The 17,376-nt window shown below is 72.9% G+C and carries 18 protein-coding genes; 4 read left to right on the forward strand and 14 right to left on the reverse strand.

Going from position 1 to position 17,376, the window contains the following annotated elements:
- Positions 1 to 335 precede the first annotated feature (335 nt).
- From trmB to G6553_RS20035, 8 genes are all read right to left on the reverse strand, one after another.
- Complete coding sequence (gene trmB / locus G6553_RS20000; RefSeq protein WP_166196787.1) at positions 336 to 1,058, reverse strand: tRNA (guanosine(46)-N7)-methyltransferase TrmB; 723 nt, start codon at positions 1,056 to 1,058, stop codon at positions 336 to 338.
- A gap of 140 nt (positions 1,059 to 1,198) precedes the next feature.
- On the reverse strand, positions 1,199 to 2,392 hold the full coding sequence (tuf, locus tag G6553_RS20005) for an elongation factor Tu (protein WP_166196789.1): 1,194 nt from the start codon (positions 2,390 to 2,392) through the stop codon (positions 1,199 to 1,201).
- A gap of 102 nt (positions 2,393 to 2,494) precedes the next feature.
- Positions 2,495 to 4,606 carry an elongation factor G gene (fusA, locus tag G6553_RS20010; protein WP_166196791.1) on the reverse strand — a complete coding sequence of 704 codons (2,112 nt, stop codon included), beginning with the start codon at positions 4,604 to 4,606 and terminating at the stop codon, positions 2,495 to 2,497.
- A 77-nt stretch (positions 4,607 to 4,683) separates the two neighbouring features.
- Positions 4,684 to 5,154, reverse strand: a complete 471-nt coding sequence (rpsG, locus tag G6553_RS20015) for a 30S ribosomal protein S7 (protein WP_166196793.1) — start codon at positions 5,152 to 5,154, stop codon at positions 4,684 to 4,686.
- 1 nt (position 5,155) lies between these two features.
- Positions 5,156 to 5,530 (reverse strand): 30S ribosomal protein S12, encoded by a 375-nt coding sequence (gene rpsL, locus G6553_RS20020; protein WP_011757353.1) that lies wholly within the window; start codon positions 5,528 to 5,530, stop codon positions 5,156 to 5,158.
- Positions 5,531 to 5,722: 192 nt separating this feature from the next.
- Complete coding sequence (locus tag G6553_RS20025; protein WP_242680704.1) at positions 5,723 to 7,027, reverse strand: MFS transporter; 1,305 nt, start codon at positions 7,025 to 7,027, stop codon at positions 5,723 to 5,725.
- Positions 7,024 to 7,470, reverse strand: a complete 447-nt coding sequence (locus G6553_RS20030; protein ID WP_166196795.1) for a MarR family transcriptional regulator — start codon at positions 7,468 to 7,470, stop codon at positions 7,024 to 7,026. Before G6553_RS20030 ends, G6553_RS20025 begins: the two co-directional genes overlap by 4 nt.
- Positions 7,471 to 7,579: 109 nt before the next feature.
- On the reverse strand, positions 7,580 to 9,010 hold the full coding sequence (locus G6553_RS20035; RefSeq protein WP_166196797.1) for an NCS2 family permease: 1,431 nt from the start codon (positions 9,008 to 9,010) through the stop codon (positions 7,580 to 7,582).
- Positions 9,011 to 9,059: 49 nt separating this feature from the next.
- On the opposite strand from G6553_RS20035, the gene G6553_RS20040 reads away from it, so the two are divergent.
- Together G6553_RS20040 and G6553_RS20045 are read left to right on the forward strand one after the other, a co-directional pair.
- Positions 9,060 to 9,353, forward strand: a complete 294-nt coding sequence (locus G6553_RS20040; RefSeq protein ID WP_229707108.1) for a DUF2530 domain-containing protein — start codon at positions 9,060 to 9,062, stop codon at positions 9,351 to 9,353.
- Positions 9,346 to 9,957 (forward strand): class I SAM-dependent methyltransferase, encoded by a 612-nt coding sequence (locus G6553_RS20045; RefSeq protein WP_166196801.1) that lies wholly within the window; start codon positions 9,346 to 9,348, stop codon positions 9,955 to 9,957. Before G6553_RS20040 ends, G6553_RS20045 begins: the two co-directional genes overlap by 8 nt.
- 104 nt (positions 9,958 to 10,061) lie before the next feature.
- Here the strand turns inward: G6553_RS20045 and G6553_RS20050 are convergent, their stop codons facing one another.
- The gene (locus G6553_RS20050; RefSeq protein WP_347565827.1) at positions 10,062 to 10,838 is read right to left on the reverse strand and encodes a DUF3027 domain-containing protein; all 777 of its coding nucleotides are present in this window, start codon (positions 10,836 to 10,838) and stop codon (positions 10,062 to 10,064) included.
- A gap of 91 nt (positions 10,839 to 10,929) precedes the next feature.
- On the opposite strand from G6553_RS20050, the gene G6553_RS20055 reads away from it, so the two are divergent.
- The gene (locus tag G6553_RS20055) at positions 10,930 to 12,453 is read left to right on the forward strand and encodes an MFS transporter (protein WP_207620057.1); all 1,524 of its coding nucleotides are present in this window, start codon (positions 10,930 to 10,932) and stop codon (positions 12,451 to 12,453) included.
- 1 nt (position 12,454) lies between these two features.
- On the opposite strand, the gene G6553_RS20060 is transcribed toward G6553_RS20055, so the two are convergent.
- Together G6553_RS20060 and G6553_RS20065 are read right to left on the reverse strand one after the other, a co-directional pair.
- Positions 12,455 to 12,850, reverse strand: a complete 396-nt coding sequence (locus tag G6553_RS20060; RefSeq protein WP_166196805.1) for a cold-shock protein — start codon at positions 12,848 to 12,850, stop codon at positions 12,455 to 12,457.
- 115 nt (positions 12,851 to 12,965) lie between these two features.
- Positions 12,966 to 13,601: an HAD family hydrolase gene (locus tag G6553_RS20065; RefSeq protein WP_347565828.1), complete on the reverse strand. Its 636-nt coding sequence runs from the start codon at positions 13,599 to 13,601 to the stop codon at positions 12,966 to 12,968.
- Between the two features lie 78 nt (positions 13,602 to 13,679).
- On the opposite strand from G6553_RS20065, the gene G6553_RS20070 reads away from it, so the two are divergent.
- Positions 13,680 to 15,878, forward strand: coding sequence for a S8 family serine peptidase (locus G6553_RS20070; protein ID WP_207620058.1), 2,199 nt, complete (start codon positions 13,680 to 13,682; stop codon positions 15,876 to 15,878).
- Between the two features lie 4 nt (positions 15,879 to 15,882).
- Here the strand turns inward: G6553_RS20070 and G6553_RS20075 are convergent, their stop codons facing one another.
- The 3 genes from G6553_RS20075 to G6553_RS20085 form a co-directional block, all read right to left on the reverse strand.
- The gene (locus G6553_RS20075; protein WP_166196809.1) at positions 15,883 to 16,290 is read right to left on the reverse strand and encodes an SRPBCC family protein; all 408 of its coding nucleotides are present in this window, start codon (positions 16,288 to 16,290) and stop codon (positions 15,883 to 15,885) included.
- A 9-nt stretch (positions 16,291 to 16,299) separates the two neighbouring features.
- On the reverse strand, positions 16,300 to 16,914 hold the full coding sequence (locus G6553_RS20080) for a histone deacetylase (RefSeq protein ID WP_347565829.1): 615 nt from the start codon (positions 16,912 to 16,914) through the stop codon (positions 16,300 to 16,302).
- Between the two features lie 3 nt (positions 16,915 to 16,917).
- Positions 16,918 to 17,376 (reverse strand): FHA domain-containing protein (locus G6553_RS20085; protein WP_166196811.1); only part of this gene is annotated, 459 nt, incomplete at its 5' end.

Raw genomic sequence — 17,376 nt, forward strand, 5'->3', positions numbered from 1 at the left:
GTCTCCTCACCCCCGGTCCCCCGGCCCCCGCGGTCGGGCGTGTCGCGACCTCTGGACGTGACACAGGACCGGGATCCGGCTGGGTTCTTGGTGCTGGCACCCGACGGTTCGTCGGGCTGATCGGGTCTCCTGGTCCGGTGCGGCGCACAGCCGACACCCGAACTCGTTCCAAGCCCGGCGGACCGGGGGTGAGGAGACGCGATTCAGAAGTCAAGATGTGCCGCACCCCGGCGACCCGCCGGAGCAACCGGACCATCTTGGCAGAGAACAGGGGCCGGACCAAATTCCTGGCGCCCTACCTCGTCCGCCGCCGCGCGCGGCGTCCGACACGCCGCTCAGCGGCGTCGGTAGCACAGGTCGGTGATCGCGCGGCCGGCCTCGACGCCCTTGCGCTCGAACCGGGTGACCGGGCGCTCGGCCCAGCGCTCGACGACCCCGCCCTCGAGCAGCGGCTCGGCGTCGAGGACCTCGAGCATCTGCTCGGCGTAGTCGGCCCAGTCGGTGGCCAGGCGCCACACCGCCCCGGGCCGCAGCCGGCTCGCGGCGAGCCGGGCGAAGTCCGCCGAGACCAGCCGGCGCTTGTGGTGCCGCGTCTTGCGCCACGGGTCGGGGAAGAAGGTCCACAGCTCCTCGACGTCCCCCTCCCCCAGCAGGTGCTCCATCGACCACACCGCGTCGACGCCGCAGAGCCGGACGTTCTCGGCGCCGGCCTCGGCGAGCTTCCACAGCGTGTCGGCGACGCCGGGCCGCCAGACCTCGAAGGCCAGCACGTCGTGCGCCGGGCGGGCGGCGGCGAGCGGGGCGGTCGCCTCGCCCACCCCGGACCCGATCTCGACGACCAGCGGGGCGCGACGCCCGAACCACTGCTCGAGGGAGAACCCGGGCCGGTCGACCGCCTCGTCCGGGATCACCCACCGCTCCTGGTGGGCCGCCCACGCCTCGGCCTGCCGCGGGGTGAACCGGCTGCCGCGGCGGGAGTAGCTGAGCACCTCCCGCACCCGCCGACCGTCCTCGGTCAGCTTGTGGTGCGGTCGGGCGGGGGTGACGGGACGCTCCATGGTTCCTTCCGGGGCGGGTGCTGCTGCTCGATGCTGCTGGGTCTGCTGCTGGGCGTGCTGGTCGGGAAAGCAGATCGGCCCCGGACCACAGGGGTCCGGGGCCGATCTGGTACCTCAGGTGCGGTCAGCGACCGCGGGGATCACTTGGTGATCTTGGTGACCCGGCCGGCGCCGACGGTGCGGCCACCCTCACGGATCGCGAACCGCAGGCCCTCGTCCATCGCGATGGGCTGGATGAGCTCCACTGCCATCTCGGTGTTGTCACCCGGCATGACCATCTCGGTGCCCTCGGGGAGGGTCACGACGCCGGTCACGTCCGTGGTGCGGAAGTAGAACTGCGGGCGGTAGTTGTTGAAGAACGGCGTGTGGCGGCCGCCCTCCTCCTTCGAGAGGATGTAGACCGAGGCCTCGAAGTTGGTGTGCGGGGTCGTGGTGCCCGGCTTGATGACGACCATGCCGCGCTCGACGTCCTCGCGCTTGGTGCCACGGAGGAGCAGACCGACGTTCTCACCGGCCTGGCCCTCGTCGAGGAGCTTGCGGAACATCTCGACACCGGTGACGGTGCTCTTCTGCGAGCCCTCGCGGATGCCGACGATCTCGACGTCCTCGCCGACCTTGACGATGCCGCGCTCGATGCGACCGGTGATGACGGTGCCACGACCGGTGATCGTGAAGACGTCCTCGACAGGCATGAGGAACGGCTTGTCGGTCTCACGCTCGGGGGTCGGGATGTAGTCGTCGACCGCCTGCATGAGCTCGGCGATCGAGTCGCCCCACTTCGCGTCGCCCTGGAGCGCCGGGAAGGCAGCAACGCGCACGACCGGGATGTCGTCGCCCGGGAACTCGTACTCGCTGAGGAGCTCGCGCACCTCCATCTCGACGAGCTCGATGAGCTCCTCGTCGTCGACCATGTCGCACTTGTTGAGCGCGACCACCAGGGCCGGCACGCCGACCTGGCGCGCGAGCAGCACGTGCTCGCGGGTCTGCGGCATCGGGCCGTCGGTGGCGGCGACCACGAGGATCGCGCCGTCCATCTGGGCCGCGCCGGTGATCATGTTCTTGATGTAGTCAGCGTGACCCGGGCAGTCGACGTGCGCGTAGTGGCGCGCCTCGGTCTGGTACTCGACGTGCGCGATCGAGATCGTGATGCCGCGCTGACGCTCCTCGGGAGCCTTGTCGATGTCCTCGAACGCCGAGGCGGCGTTCAGGTCCGGGTGCTTGTCGTGCAGGACCTTGGTGATCGCCGCGGTCAGCGTGGTCTTGCCGTGGTCGATGTGACCGATCGTGCCGATGTTGACGTGCGGCTTGGTCCGCTCGAACTTCGCCTTAGCCACGGTGGGCTCCTCCTGGTGTGGTTGTTACCTGACTCGTACTAGCTGGGTGGTGCCGAGGGTCCGGTCCCCCGAACGGGATCGTTCAGCGGAGACCGGCGAGGATCACTCGCCGCGGACCTTCTTGATGATCTCGTCGGCGATGTTCGTGGGAACCTCGGCGTACGAGTCGAACTCCATCGAGTACGACGCCTGGCCGGAGGTCTTGGACCTCAGGTCGCCAACGTACCCGAACATCTCGGAGAGCGGCACGAGGGCGTTGACGACGATGTCGCCGTGACGCTCCTCCTGCGCTCGGATCTGGCCCCGTCGGCTGTTGATGTCGCCGATGACCGTGCCGAGGAAGCTCTCCGGCGTGGTCACCTCCACGGCGAACATCGGCTCGAGCAGGACCGGCTTCGCCATGCGGGCGGCCTCCTTGAAGGCCTGGTTGCCGGCGATCTTGAAGGCCAGCTCGGAGGAGTCGACGTCGTGGTAGGCGCCGTCCTCGAGCGTGAACTTCACGTCGACCATCGGGAAGCCGGCGAGGACGCCGAACTCCATGCCCTCCTGGCCACCCTGGTCGACCGAGGGGATGTACTCCTTCGGCACGCGTCCACCGGACACGTTGTTGACGAACTCGTAGCCCGCACCGGTACCGGTCTCGGGGTCGATGTTCGGACCGAGGGAGACGACGACCTTCGCGAACTGACCCGAACCACCGGTCTGCTTCTTGTGCGTGTAGCTGTGGTTCGTGACCTCCTTGCGGAGCGTCTCGCGGTAGGCGACCTGCGGCTTGCCGACGGTGGCCTCGACGCGGAACTCGCGCTTCATCCGGTCGACGAGGATCTCCAGGTGGAGCTCGCCCATGCCGGCGATGATCGTCTGGCCGGTCTCCTCGTCGGTCTTGACCGTGAAGGTGGGGTCCTCGTCGGAGAGGCGCTGGATCGCGAGACCCAGCTTCTCCTGGTCGGACTTGGTCTTGGGCTCGATGGCCACCTCGATCACCGGGGCCGGGAAGGTCATCGACTCGAGCACGACCTGGTTCTGCGGGTCGCAGAGGGTGTGCCCGGTCTTGGTGTCCTTCAGGCCCATGACGGCGACGATCTGGCCGGCGCCGACCGACGCGATCTCCTCACGCTTGTTCGCGTGCATCTGGTAGACCTTGCCGATCCGCTCCTTCTTGCCGTTGACCGAGTTGACCACGGTCGAGCCGGCCTCGAGCTTGCCCGAGTAGACGCGGACGTAGATCAGCTTGCCCAGGTGCGGGTCGGACGCGATCTTGTAGGCCAGGCCGGAGAACGGCTCGTCGTCGGAGGGCTTCCGAGCGATCTCGACCGCCTCGTCCTTCGGCGAGTGGCCGATGATGGCCTCGATGTCGAGCGGCGAGGGCAGGTACTTCACGACCGCGTCGAGCAGGGGCTGGACGCCCTTGTTCTTGAACGCGGTGCCGCACAGGACCGGGTTGACCTTGTCGGCCAGGGTCGCGCGGCGGATCGCGGCCTCGAGCTCCTCCACCGAGAGGTCCTCGCCCTCGAGGTACTTCTCCATGATGGCGTCGTCGGCCTCGGAGAGGGTCTCGAGGAACTTCTCGCGGTACTCGGCGGCCTGCTCGGCCATCTCCGCGGGGATCTCCTCGACCTCGTAGTCCTCGCCCATCTTGGTCTCGCCGCGCCAGGTCAGGGCACGCATGCCGACCAGGTCGACGACACCGAGGAAGTCGCTCTCGGCACCGATCGGGAGCTGCAGGACCAGCGGGGTGGAGTTGAGGCGCTCGACCATCATGTCGACGCAGCGGAAGAAGTCCGCGCCGGTGCGGTCCAGCTTGTTGACGAAGCACATGCGCGGCACGGAGTACTTGTTGGCCTGGCGCCACACCGTCATCGTCTGCGGCTCGACACCGGCGACGCCGTCGAACACCGCGACCGCGCCGTCGAGGACGCGCAGCGAGCGCTCGACCTCGGCGGTGAAGTCCACGTGGCCGGGGGTGTCGATGATGTTGATCTGGTGGTCCTTCCACCAGCAGGTCGTCGCGGCCGACGTGATCGTGATGCCGCGCTCCTGCTCCTGCTCCATCCAGTCCATCGTGGCCCCACCGTCGTGGACCTCACCGATCTTGTAGGTGATGCCGGTGTAGAACAGGATGCGCTCGGTGGTGGTGGTCTTGCCGGCGTCGATGTGCGCCATGATGCCGATGTTGCGGACCTTGTTGAGGTCCGTGGTGATGTCGACTGCCACGTTGGTTCAGCGTCCCTTGAGAGAAGTTTGGTGGTCGCGGGTGGAGCGGGAGCGGCCCGAGCCGCCCCCGCCCGAGGTCACCAGCGGTAGTGCGCGAAGGCCTTGTTGGACTCGGCCATCTTGTGGGTGTCCTCGCGCTTCTTCACCGCGGCACCGAGGCCGTTGGAGGCGTCGAGGATCTCGTTCATCAGGCGCTCGGACATCGTCTTCTCACGACGGTCCTGCGCGTAGCCGACGAGCCAGCGCAGCGCGAGCGTGGTGCCGCGCGTGCCCTTGACCTCGATCGGGACCTGGTAGGTCGCGCCGCCGACGCGGCGGGACTTGACCTCGATGGCCGGCTTGACGTTGTCCATCGCGCGCTTGAGCGTGACGACGGGGTCGGTGCCGGTCTTCTCGCGGCAGCCCTCGAGCGCGGAGTAGACGATGCGCTGGGCGACCTGCTTCTTGCCGTCCATCAGCACCTTGGAGACGAGCTGGGAGACCAGCTGCGACCCGTAGACCGGGTCGACGTCGATCGGCCGCTTCGGGGCCGGACCCTTGCGCGGCATGTCAGCTCTTCTCCTTCTTCGCGCCGTAACGGCTGCGGGCCTGCTTGCGGTTCTTCACGCCCTGGGTGTCGAGCGTGCCGCGGATGATCTTGTAGCGCACACCGGGGAGGTCCTTCACCCGGCCGCCGCGCACGAGCACGATCGAGTGCTCCTGGAGGTTGTGACCCACGCCCGGGATGTACGCCGTGACCTCGACGCCGCTCGACAGGCGCACGCGGGCGACCTTGCGGAGGGCGGAGTTCGGCTTCTTCGGGGTGGTGGTGTAGACGCGCGTGCAGACGCCTCGGCGCTGCGGCGAGCCCTTCAGGGCAGGCGTCTTGTTCTTCGACACCTTGTCCTGGCGGCCCTTGCGGACCAGCTGCTGAATGGTGGGCACCGGGTGGTTCCCCTTCTTGTCGACTCTCAGTGCGCGGCACGGTGCTGCGCACGGTGTGATGCGGGTGTGCCGGGTGGTGCTCCCAACCGGCGCTGCTCGCCCCCGAGGTCGGGCGTGTCGTCCGACGCACGCCACCACCGAGGCGGTGGCGAGGGCTTGCGCGCCCGTCCTGCGGCGGTCCGTTCCCGCCGACTACTTCTGAGCACGCGCAACGGCCTGGTTGTCCCAGACACGAGGACCGAGGCTACCGGGCGCCCCGACGGGGGTCAAAATGCGCGCGAGGCCCCCGGAACGCGCGGCGTACCACGCGATCGCGAGGCCGACGCCGAGCAGGGTGATGCCCCCTCCCCCGACCAGCGTCCAGCGGGCGCCGAAGGTCTCCCCGACCCAGCCGACGACCGGGGCGCCCAGCGGGGTGCCGCCCATGAAGATCATCAGGTAGAGCGCCATCACCCGCCCGCGCAGCTCCGGCGCGGTGGCCACCTGCATCAGGGTGTTCGCGGCGGTGATCATGGTCAGTGCCGAGAGGCCGAGCACCGGCATCCACACCGCGAAGGTGACGTACGACGGCAGCAGGCCGGCCACGACCTCGGCGATCCCGAAGAGCACGGCCGCGCCGACCACCAGCCGCAGCCGGACCGTCGGGCGGCGCGCCGCGAGGAGGGCTCCGGTGAGCGAGCCGACGGCCATGAAGGTGCCGAGCAGGCCGTACTCCGTCGCACCCTTGCCGAAGACGTCGGTGGCCATCAGCGCCGAGGTCATCTGGAAGTTCAGGCCGAAGGTGCCGACCACGAAGACGACCACCAGCACCAGCACCAGGTCGGGCCGCCCAGCGACGTACCGCACGCCCTCCCGGACCATGCCGGGCGAGCGTCCCTGCGTGGGCGCCGGCCGCAGGCGGGACGGGTCCATCCCGCGCAGCGCCAGGATCGGGGCGAGGTAGGTGACCGCGTTGGCCATGATCACCCAGCCGGTCGCCTGGGTGCCGCCGCCGAAGGCGCCGATCAGCACGCCCGCGATCGCCGGCCCGACGATGCGGGCGGCGTTGAACGAGGCGGAGTTGAGGCCGACGGCGTTGGTGAGGTCGTCGTCGGTGACGATCTCGCTGACGAACGACTGGCGCGCCGGCGCGTCCATCGCGGTGCCGATGCCGAAGACCAGCGCGAGGACGTAGACGTGCCAGACCTCCGCGACACCGGTGACCGCGAGCAGGCCGAGCAGGAAGGCCGGCAGCGCCATCATCACCTGGGTGACCTGGAGCAGCGTGCGCTTGGGGAAGCGGTCGGCCACGACGCCGGCGAAGGGCGAGAGGAGCAGGGCGGGCAGGAACTGCAGACCGGTCGTGATGCCGACGGCGGTGCCGCCGTTCACGGCCAGGTGCAGCACCAACCAGTCCTGGGCCACGCGCTGCATCCAGGTGCCGGTGTTCGAGACGAAGGCACCGGTCGCGTAGAGGCGGTAGTTGGGGTTGGCGAGGGAGCGGAACGTGGGGCTCAAGCGTTGGCCAGTCTTTCCAGGATCGGAGCGGCCCGGCGCAGGACCGCGCGTTCGTCGGGGGTGAGCTCGCGGAGGCGACAGGTCAGCCACTCGTCGCGGCGGCGACGGTCGGCGAGGACGGTGGCGCGGCCCTTGTCGGACAGCTCCACCACGACCAGGCGGCCGTCGGACTCGTGCGGGCGGCGGGCGACGTACCCGCGCTCCTCGAGGCCGTTGACCGTCCGGGTCATGCTCGGCGGCTGCACCCGCTCCGCGGCGGCGAGCTCGCCGATGGTGAGCCCGTCGGTGCGGTAGAGGCAGCCGAGGACGCCCATGTGGGCGATCGAGAGCTCGTTGTCGGGGTGCCGCTCGACGGCGAGCCGGCGTCGCAGCCGCATCACCGAGAGGCGGAGCTCCGACGCCAGGCCGGCGTCGGTGCGGGCGGTCTTCTCCACGGTAGGCATGTCGTGAGCATAACTACTTACCCTCGCTAACTATTCCGACGAGGAGAGGCCCTCCCCGGTGCTGCTGGGGAGGGCCTCGTCGGGTGGGTCAGGAGCGGGAACCGACGGCTCAGGTGAGCCAGTCGGTGAGCGGGTCGATGGCGAAGTAGATGACGAACAGCACGCCCACGACCGCCAGCAGCGGGTGGATCTCGCGGGTCTTGCCGACGACCACCTTGATGAGGAGGAACGCCAGGAAGCCCGCGCCGATGCCCGCGGTGATGGAGTAGGTGAACGGCATCAGCACGATCGTCAGGAACGCCGGGATCGCGATCTCCGGGTCCGCCCAGCGGATCTCGGTGACCTGCTGCATCATCAGGAAGCCGACGAGCACCAGCGCCGGGACGGCCGCCTCGGACGGGATCGCCTCCACGACAGGGGTGAAGAGGGTCGCCAGCAGGAAGAGCGCGCCGGTGACGATCGACGAGAGCCCGGTGCGGGCGCCCTCGCCGACGCCCGAGGCCGACTCGATGTAGGAGGTGTTGGACGAGACGCCGCCCGCGCCTCCGGCGATCGCCGCGACCGAGTCGACGACCAGGATCCGCTGGGTGTGCGGCGGCACGCCCTCCTCGTCGTTGAGGCCGGCCTCCGCGCCGATCGCGGTCATCGTGCCCATGGTGTCGAAGAAGTCGGCGAGCATCAGCGAGAAGACCAGCAGCAGCGCGGCGATCACGCCGATCGACGAGAACGCCCCGAACAGCGAAAACTCACCCAGGGTGCCGAAGTCCGGTACGTCGACGATCCCGTCGAAGGAGGGCACGGTCAGCGACCATCCGCCGACGTTGTCCGCGGCGCGCGCACCCAGGTCGAGCGCCGCTTCGAGGGCGACCGCGACGACCGTGGCGAGCACGATCGAGATGAGGATCGCGCCCTTCACGCGACGTACCCAGAGGGCGATCAGCAGCAGCAGGCCGCCGGCGAAGATCAGCACCGGCCAGCCCTCGAGCTGGCCGCCCGTGCCCAGCTGGACAGGGACGGTGCTGTTGTTGGCGTCGGGGATGCGGGAGACGAAGCCAGCGTCCACGAAGCCGATGAGCGCGATGAACAGGCCGATGCCGACCGAGATCGCGACCTTCAGCTGGGTCGGCACCGCGTGGAAGACCGCGCGGCGGAAGCCGGTCAGCACGAGCACCAGGATCACGATGCCCTCGAGCACGACCAGGCCCATCGCGTCGGCCCAGGTCGACTGGGTCGCGACGGTAAAGGCGACGAAGGCGTTGAGGCCGAGACCCGCGGCGAGCGCGAGCGGGAAGTTCGCGACCGCGCCCATCAGGATCGTCAGCACGCCCGCCACGAGCGCGGTGCCGGCGGCGATGGCCGGCAGGTTCGGCTCGGCGCCGCCGCCGAGGTAGTTGCCCTCGGAGTCCTGGACGTAGCCGAGGATCAGGGGGTTCAGGACGATGATGTAGGCCATCGTCAGGAAGGTCACGACACCGCCGCGGACCTCCTGCCCGACGGTCGAACCACGTTCGTGGATGCGGAAGTAGGAGTCGATGCTCACGGGCGGTCAGCATGTCAGAACCGGAGACCTCCCGAGTACGTTGTCTCGCGTGGAGCTCCGCGACGACCAGCCGACCCAGCACGAGGTCGGCGGACGCACCTTCCTCGTCGCCGACGTGCAGCCGCTCGACCTCGACGGCGTCCGCACCGTCGAGGTCGGCGTGGGCCTGTGGCTGCTCGGGTTCCTCCTGCTGCTCCCCTTCTACGGCCGGCTCGCCGACGAGGGCCGCACGTGGTGGCTGTGGACCTGCCTGGCCGGCTTCGGCCTCGGGCTGTTCGGCCTGGAGTACTGCCGCCGCCGGCGCAAGGCGCGGCTCGCCCGCGACGAGCAGCGGGATGGCTGAGCCGCCTCCTCCGCCCACGCGGTGGGCGCTGGCCGGCCCGGCGCGGGGCGGGTACGCCGACAACTTCGCGCGGCTCGTGGCCTCCGGCGCCGACGTGGACGGCGAGGCCCGGCTGGCCGACGCGCTCCTCCCTCGCGGCGCGCGCGTGCTCGACGTCGGCTCCGGCATGGGCCGGGTCGCGGCCGCCTTGCTCGAGCGGGGCCACGACGTGCTGGCCGTCGAGCCGGACGCCGACCTCGTGGCCCAGTCACGGCGTACCTATCCGACGGTGGAGGTCGTCGCGGCCGACGTGCTCGAGCTCTCCCCTGACGAGGTCGGGACGTTCGACCTGGTCGTGTGCGTCGGGAACGTGCTGGTCTTCCTCGCCGAGGGCACCGAGCGACGCGTGCTCGCGCACCTGCGCTCGCTGCTCGCGCCGGGCGGTCGCATCCTCGCGGGTTTCCACCTGCGCGGGGCTCCCGCCGCCGCCCGGCGCTACCCGCCCGAGGAGCTCGTCGCGGACGCCGAGGCGGCCGGCCTGCGGGTCGACCTGCGCGTGGGCAGCTACGAGCTGCACCCGGCCAATGACGAGTACGCCGTCTGGTTGCTCTCGGGCGCGGACTGACCCCGCCGGCGCCGCAGGAGTGCCACCTCGACCCTGCAGGGGCGCCACTCCGACCCTGCAGGGGCGCCACTCCGACCCTGCAGGAGTGCCACCTCGGCGGTGGGTCAGAAGGTCTCGATGTCGTCGGGGGTGATGGTGTCGACGACGGGCTCGGGGAGCGGCTGGGGCTCGTGCTTCTTGGCGAGGCGGACCTCGGAGTGGGCGCCGCAGCCGTGGTCGAAGGAGACGACGCGGCCGTCGTCGTTGGCGTCGCCGTTGGCGCAGACGCCGAACATCTCCGAGAGCGGGCCGTTGATCCGCATGAGGAAGCCGCAGGTGGTGCAGGAGTCGGGCGCGGCCTGGGCGAGCGGGGAGGACGGGCCCTGGTCGCCGTCGTACCACCGCTGCGCGGCGAGGTCGCGGCCCTCCGGGGAGAGCGTGCGGACCCGGCCGAGGCCGAGGTCCTGAGCGACCCGGCGCACCTGCGCGCGGTCGTCGGCGTCGAGCGGGTCGTCGCCGTAGGCGTAGGTGGGGACCAGGCGGGGGTCGTCGTCCTCGACGGGCAGGAGGTCGCCGGGGCCGAGGTCCCCGGGCTTGATCCGCTCGCGGTAGGGCACCCACGGCGGCGCGACGATCGCGTCGTCGCCGGGGATGAGGACGACCTCGTCGACGGTGACGTGCTTCTGGCGGGGAGCGCGGGCCACGGTCACCGACCAACGCCAGCCGCGGTAGCCCGCGCGCTCGCAGGCGAACAGGTGGGTGACCAGCCGCTCGCCCTCGACCTGGTGGCCGAGGTGCTCGCCGACGTCCGCGGCACCGACCTCCTCCACGAGGGCGGCGCGGGCGACGTCGACGGCCGCCACGGCGGCGGAGTCGGGCTTGGCGCGCACGAGAGTCGTCACGGCCGGAAGTGTGACTGATCCCCGGCCCGGGTGCCATCTCGGGGCGGGTGTCGCCGCCGGCGGCGCCGGGCCCGCACGGCAGGATGGGCGCATGACGTCCGACCGTCCCGAGCCCGACCCGGAGGGGCCGGCGGGCCGCGGCATCGGGGCCGGGCTCGGCACCGGCGCCCGGGCCACCGCCCGTGGCGTGGCCGCCGCCGGCCGGGCGACCGGGCGGGCGAGCCGCTACCTCGGGCGGCAGGCCACCCGCGCGGCCAACGCCGAGGGCGCGGGCGAGTCGGGACTGGCCCGGCTGATCCAGATGCACTTCTTCAACACCGCCGGCGACGCGGCCGTGGCGATCTCGCTGGCGGGGTCGCTGTTCTTCCAGGTGCCCTCGGGCGAGGCGCGGGGGCAGGTGGCGCTGTTCCTCGGCCTGACGATGCTGCCGTTCGCGGTGGTGGCGCCGCTGATCGGGCCGTTCCTCGACCGTTTCGCCCACGGGCGTCGGTGGGCGATCGGCGCGACGATGGCACTGCGGGCGTTCCTGTGCTGGGCGCTGGCGACGTCGGTGACCGGCGACTCGCCGTGGCTGTTCGCGGCCGCCCTCGGCGTCCTCGTCTCCTCCAAGGCGTACGGCGTCACGCGGGCCGCCGCCGTGCCGCGACTGCTCCCGGCCGGCTTCACGCTGGTCAAGGCCAACGGGCGGGTGAGCCTGTCGGGCATCGTCGGCGCCGCCGTGTCCGCGCCGCTGGCGGGGCTGGCGTCGTTGGCCGGGCCGGAGTGGAGCCTGCGCTACGCGTTCCTGCTGTTCGTCCTCGCCACCGTGTGCGCCATCCGGCTGCCGGCCGCGGTGGACTCCAGTGCCGGCGAGGGCGACCTCGTGCTGCGCGGCGACAGCGACGCCGAGCCGGGCCGCCGGACCCGCACCCGGATCCCGCCCGCGGTGGCGTTCGCCCTGCGGGCCAACTGCGGGCCGCGGTTCCTGTCGGGCTTCCTGCTGATGTTCATGGCGTTCCTGCTGCGCGAGAACCCACCCGACACCGCCCTGTCGGCGGAGGTGATGATCGCCGTCGTGGTCGGCGCGGCCGGCCTCGGCAACACCGCCGGCGTCGCCGCGGCCTCGCTGCTGCGCCGGATCAACCCCGCGGTCACCGTCGTGCTCGCCCTGCTGGCCGACCTGGCCGCGGTGCTGGTCGCCACGCTGTTCTACGGCGTGCTGTGGCTGGCCGTGCTCGGTCTCACCGCAGGCCTCGCGCAGTCGCTGGCGAAGTTCTGCCTCGACTCCACCATCCAGCGCGACATCCCCTCCCGCGTGCAGGCCAGCGCCTTCGCGCGCAGCGACACCACGCTGCAGCTGGCGTGGGTCGTCGGGGGGTTCATCGGCATCGCGCTGCCGCTCGAGCCCGCGCGGCTGGGCCTGGGTGTCGCCGTCGCCGTGCTCGGTGCGTGGACGGCGTACGTCCTGCTCGGCCGGCGCGCGTCGGTCACCGGTGCCCGCACGGCGCACCCGCAGGAGGACGGGGCGCCTGTTGGTGCCGACCCGGCCGCCGCAAGTGGCGACCCGGCGCACGACGACCTGCCGGACCCCCAGCCGATGCCGCGGCTGCGGCGGGACGGGCCTGCGCAGCCCTAGGTCAGAGCTCGAGCTCGTCGGCGAGCGCGCGCAGGAGCTTCGCGACCGGGGCAGCGGTGCGGGCGTCGGGGTGCCGGCCGTGGCGGTAGCCCTCGCCGACCCCGTCGAGGAGGCGGATGAGGTCCTCGACGATCGGCGCCATCTCCTCGGGACGGCGGCGGCGCGCGGCCGACTGACTGCGGGAGACCGAGGTCGGCTTGTCCAGCACGCGGACCTGCAGCGCCTGGTCGCCGCGGCGGCCCTGGGCGATGCCGAACTCCACGCGCGTGCCCGGCTTGATGGTGGTCATCCCCTCGGGCAGGGCGTCGGCGTGGACGTAGACGTCCGGCCCGTCCTCCTGGGACAGGAAGCCGAACCCCTTGCCGGCGTCGAACCACTTCACCTTGCCACTGGGCACGGCCTGACCTCTTCTGCTCGTTGCGCGCCGGCAACCTGCCGGGCGACGGCACAGCCTACGAGGGACGCCAAGGTGCCCTCCACCGATTCCCCCGGGGTGGCTCGGCGGGACGCCGTCAGCGCGCCGCAAGGTGGTCGTCGAGCCAGTCGGGGAACTCCGCCAGGCTCTCCAGCACGACGTGCGTGCCGGCGTCCAGGAGCTCCTCACGGGTGCAGCCGCCGGTGAGCACGGAGACGCTCAGCACGTCGGCGGCGAGCGCGCCCTCGACGTCGTGCACGTGGTCGCCGACATAGACCGAGGCGCGCTCGCGGACCAGCACGTCGGCCTTGCCGACGCCCCACACCCAGCCCTCGAGGTGGTCGACCTCGAGGCCGAGGTGGTCGAGGTGGAGCCGGGCGTTGTCGGGGAACTTGCCGGTCACGACGATCGTGCGCCCGCCGCGGCGGCGCACGGCGTGCAGCGCCTCGCGTGCACCCTCGAGCAGCGGCACCGACGCGATGGCGTGGTCGGGGTAGAGCGCGCGGAACCGGTCGCCGGCGGCCGGGATCGCCTCGGCGGCGAGATAGGGCTCGAGCAGCAGGTCGAGCGGCGGGCCGAGGCGGGCGGTCATCGTCTCGACCGGGAAGTCCACGCCGAGCTCGGCGCCCAGCGCCCGCAGCACCGACCCGAAGCCCGGAGCGGTGTCGATGAGGGTCATGTCCAGGTCGAAGCCGATCACCAGGGGCTCGGACGTGGGCTGCTGGGCGGACACCCGGCGAGGGTAGCCGGGGCGCCCCCGGCGTCCACAGGACCGACCGATCCCACCCGCTCGGAGCCCGGGTGGGCCACAATGGACGACTTCGACGAGACGACGTGTGGGACGGGAGGGACGCGGGTGCTGCCGACCTCGACGCGCGTACGCCGCCTGCTGGCCGCGGCGGCGACGCTGCCCGCCCTGGTGGTGTCCGCCCTCGTGCCCCTCGCGTCGGCGGCGCCCGCGGCCGCGGACGAGATGGCCTTCGAGACGGGGGCCGAGCCGCCGTTGCACCTGGTCACGCTCTCCGGGCCGGGCGTCGCCGGCTACCGCGGCCCGCTCGCGGACTCCTACGTGCGGGTGGCCATGCTCCGCGAGCAGGACGCCCTGATCGAGGCGGCCGGCGCGCCGGACCCGGCGTACCGCTTCACCAGCGCGCTCAACGGGTTCGCCGCCCGGCTGACCCCCGCCCAGGCCGCAGCGCTGCGCGCGGACCCCGACGTGGTCACCGTCGAGCGCGACCGCGTCCGCTCGCTGACCGGCGCGCCCGTGCGGACGGCCGCGGCCGGCTCGCCCGGCGGCGGCCGCGGTGGCGCCGGTGTGGTCATCGGCATGGTCGACTCCGGGCTCGCGCCCGACAGTCCCGTCTTCTCCGGCGCCCACCGCCTCGGGCGCGCACCGGCCGGCTTCGGCGGCGCGTGCGCGGTCGCAGAGGACTGGCCGCGCGAGCGCTGCACCAGCAAGGTGGTTGGGGCGCAGTGGTTCGTCCGCGGGTTCGGCGAGGACGCCGTGCGGTCGGGCGCCTCGCTCAGCCCGCGCGACGACGACGGGCACGGCACGCGGATGGCCTCGATCGCCGCCGGCAACAGCGGCGTGACGGTGCGGGTCGGCGCCCGCGAGGCGGGCCGGTTCGGCGGAGTCGCGCCGCAGGCCCGGCTCGCCGTCTACAAGGCGTGCTGGACCGCGCCCGACCCGCGCGACGACGGCTGCGCGACCTCCGACCTCGTCGCGGCGGTGGACCAGGCCGTCGCCGACGGCGTCGACGTGCTGAGCCTGGCGGTGGCCGGCGGCAGCGGGTACGACGCGCTCGACCGGGCGCTGCTCGGTGCAGCCGAGGCCGACGTGGTCGTCGTGGCCGCGGCCGGCAACGACGCGGGCACGGCGTACGCCGCGCACCCCGGGCCGTGGGTCACCACGGTCGGCGCCGCCGTCGGACCGCAGCGCCGCGGCCGGGTGGTCGCCGAGGACGGACCGGCGCTGACCGGCGCGACCTCGACGGGCCGCGCGGCCGGGCCCGCCCGCGTGGTGCGCGCCGTCGACGTCGCCGCGCCCTCGGCCCGCCCGGCCCGGGCCCGCGTGTGCGCGCCCGGCAGCCTCGACGCCGCGGCCGCCGCCGGCCGGATCGTGGTCTGCGAGCGCGGCGGACGCGTGGCGCGCGTCGAGAAGTCCCGCGCGGTCGAGCTCGCCGACGGCGCCGGCATGGTGCTCGCCAACGTCCGGCCCGGATCGACCGACGCCGACTTCCACGCGGTCCCGACGGTCCACCTCGATCGTCCGGCCGCCCGCGCCCTCGCGCGCTGGCTGGCGCGCCACCCCGAGGGCCGGGTCGCGCTGCGCCCCTCCGGCACCACCCCCGCCCCGGACCGGGTGCTGCCGTGGTCCGCCACGGGCGACCCGTCGGGCGGCGTGGTGAAGCCCGACGTCGTGGCCCCGGGCAGCGGCGTGCTGTCCGCGGCTCCGACCACCGGACGGGCGGCCGCGTGGGACCTCTCCGCGGGCACGTCCGCGGCGACGGCGTACACCGCCGGGGTCGCCGCGCTGCTGCGGCGGCGTCACCCCACCTGGTCCGCGACGGCGGTCCGCTCGGCGCTCGCGACCACCGCTGCCGCCGTCGACGCGCCCGTCCTGCGGACCGGCGCCGGACGGGTGCGGCCCGAGGTGGCCGGCCGCCCGGGCCTCGTGCACCTGGTGCGCCCCGGCGACTACCGCGCCTGGCTGGAGAGCAAGCTCGACGGCGAGCTGAACACCCCCTCGGTGCTGCTGCGCCCCGGCGTCACCACGGCCACCCGCACGGTGACCAACGTGACCGGCCGCGCCCGCTACTTCTCCTCGCGCGCGATCGGCTTCGGCGGCCGGGTGCAGGTGCGCCCCGCGGCGGTCCGCCTGGGTCCGGGCGAGAGCGCGACGTACACCGTGACCGTGCAGGGCCCGGCCGGGCCCGGCGACGGGTACGTCGTGTGGCGCGGCGGCTCGGGCACGGTCACCCGCGTCCCGGTCGTCGTCGGCGGGCGCTGAGCGGTCAGCGGCCCTCGGCCATCGCGGTCAGCCGCTCGAGCGCGACCGGCGCGTCGCGGGTGACCATCGGACCGATGTCGGCGGCGCCCGGCCCGGTGACCGTCGTCGACACCGTGACGACGGCACCGTCCCCCTCGGCCCGGACGACGTGGTCGATGGCGATCACCAGGTCCCCCATCGTGAGCCGGTCGAGGTAGCGCGCGCCGGGCTCGACGACCTCGAGCACGAACGGCACCTCGATCCCGCCGGCGAGCCGCATCGTGCCGGCCGCGCCCTCGGCGAAGTGGCCCTCGAGCGCCACTGCCTCCACCGCGGGGTCCCAGGCCGCCCAGCTGCCGACGTCGGACCACAGCGCCCAGACGGCGGCAGGCGGCGCGGTGGAGGGAGCGGACTCCTCGTGCTCGAAGCTCATGGGCCGAACCTAGGGGTTCAGCGCCGTCAGCGGGTCGAGACCGGGCTGGAGCGAGGCGAGGTACGCCGCCGCCTGCTCGACCGACCAGCCGCGGGACTCGCGCAACCCGGCGGCGATCACCGCGAGGTAGGCGTCCGAGGGCCGGGTGTGCTCGACCGCCTCGGCCCCGTGCGGCGCGGTGAACGTCAGCATCGGGGATCCGTCGGCCTCGCCGACCTCCACGAGCGTCTCGTAGTGGCCGGGCCCGACCTCGTGCCGCCCGCCGTCGAGCGGGTCGAGGACCAGCTCCTCGATCGGGTCCCCGGCGGCCGGGATGCGGTACATCTCCTGGGCGGCGATGTCCGCGAGCTGCGCCGCGGTCACCAGGTAGGCCCGCGCGGCGGTCCGCCCGGGCGTCGCGTGGTCGTAGAACGCCACGCCCCCGCCCCACTGCGGCGAGCGCCCGGCGAAGTACGTCGTGCCGGGCAGGTCGACCGCCTCGGAGCGCAGCGGCGGGGAGGTGTCGCGGGCCCCCGGGTTGTGCCGGCTTCCGCCCGGCGGGCAGCCGCCCTCGAGGTAGCAGGCGAGCCGGTCGGCGGCCATGTTCGACCCGTAGGAGACGTACCAGACCAGCCCGTCGACCACGGCTCAGCCCTCCTTGGCGACCGTCATCTGCCGGTCGCCGAAGCGGACCAGGTCGCCGGGCAGCAGGGTCGCCGGCTTGCCGGCCGACAGCGGTCGGGAGACGCCCTGGCGCACGAGGATCGAGCCGTTCGTCGACCCGCGGTCCATGACGACCAGCACGCCGTCGGGGGCGACCTGGAGCTGGGCGTGGGTCTTCGACAGCGACATGTCGGAGGAGCGCAGCGGCACGAGGTGGCGCACCGGCTCGCCCTGGCGGGCCTCCGGCCGGCGGCCCACGAGCACGAGCCCCTCGACCACGAACGACTCGCCGCTGTCGAACTCCACCCGCCACCGGGCCGGGCCCTCGCCGGTCGAGCGGATGACGGTGCGCTCGGCCGTGGTGTGGCTGCGCGGGGCCGCGGGGGCCGCCGGGACTGCCGGGGCGGCGTGGGCGGGCGCGACGTGCGCCGGAGCCGGCGTGCC

The organism is Nocardioides sp. IC4_145 (assembly GCF_011250565.1).
In the GTDB taxonomy this organism is placed as follows: Bacteria; Actinomycetota; Actinomycetes; order Propionibacteriales; family Nocardioidaceae; genus Nocardioides.

Bases quoted from the DNA above. Each gene is read 5' to 3' on its own strand.
- G6553_RS20075 (WP_166196809.1), bottom strand. From the start codon at position 16,290: ATGAGCTTCGAGCACGAGGAGTCCGCTCCCTCCACCGCGCCGCCTGCC.
- G6553_RS20070 (WP_207620058.1), top strand. From the start codon at position 13,680: ATGGACGACTTCGACGAGACGACGTGTGGGACGGGAGGGACGCGGGTG.
- G6553_RS20045 (WP_166196801.1), top strand. From the start codon at position 9,346: ATGGCTGAGCCGCCTCCTCCGCCCACGCGGTGGGCGCTGGCCGGCCCG.
- G6553_RS20030 (WP_166196795.1), bottom strand. From the start codon at position 7,470: ATGCCTACCGTGGAGAAGACCGCCCGCACCGACGCCGGCCTGGCGTCG.
- rpsG (WP_166196793.1), bottom strand. From the start codon at position 5,154: ATGCCGCGCAAGGGTCCGGCCCCGAAGCGGCCGATCGACGTCGACCCG.
- G6553_RS20055 (WP_207620057.1), top strand. From the start codon at position 10,930: ATGACGTCCGACCGTCCCGAGCCCGACCCGGAGGGGCCGGCGGGCCGC.
- trmB (WP_166196787.1), bottom strand. From the start codon at position 1,058: ATGGAGCGTCCCGTCACCCCCGCCCGACCGCACCACAAGCTGACCGAG.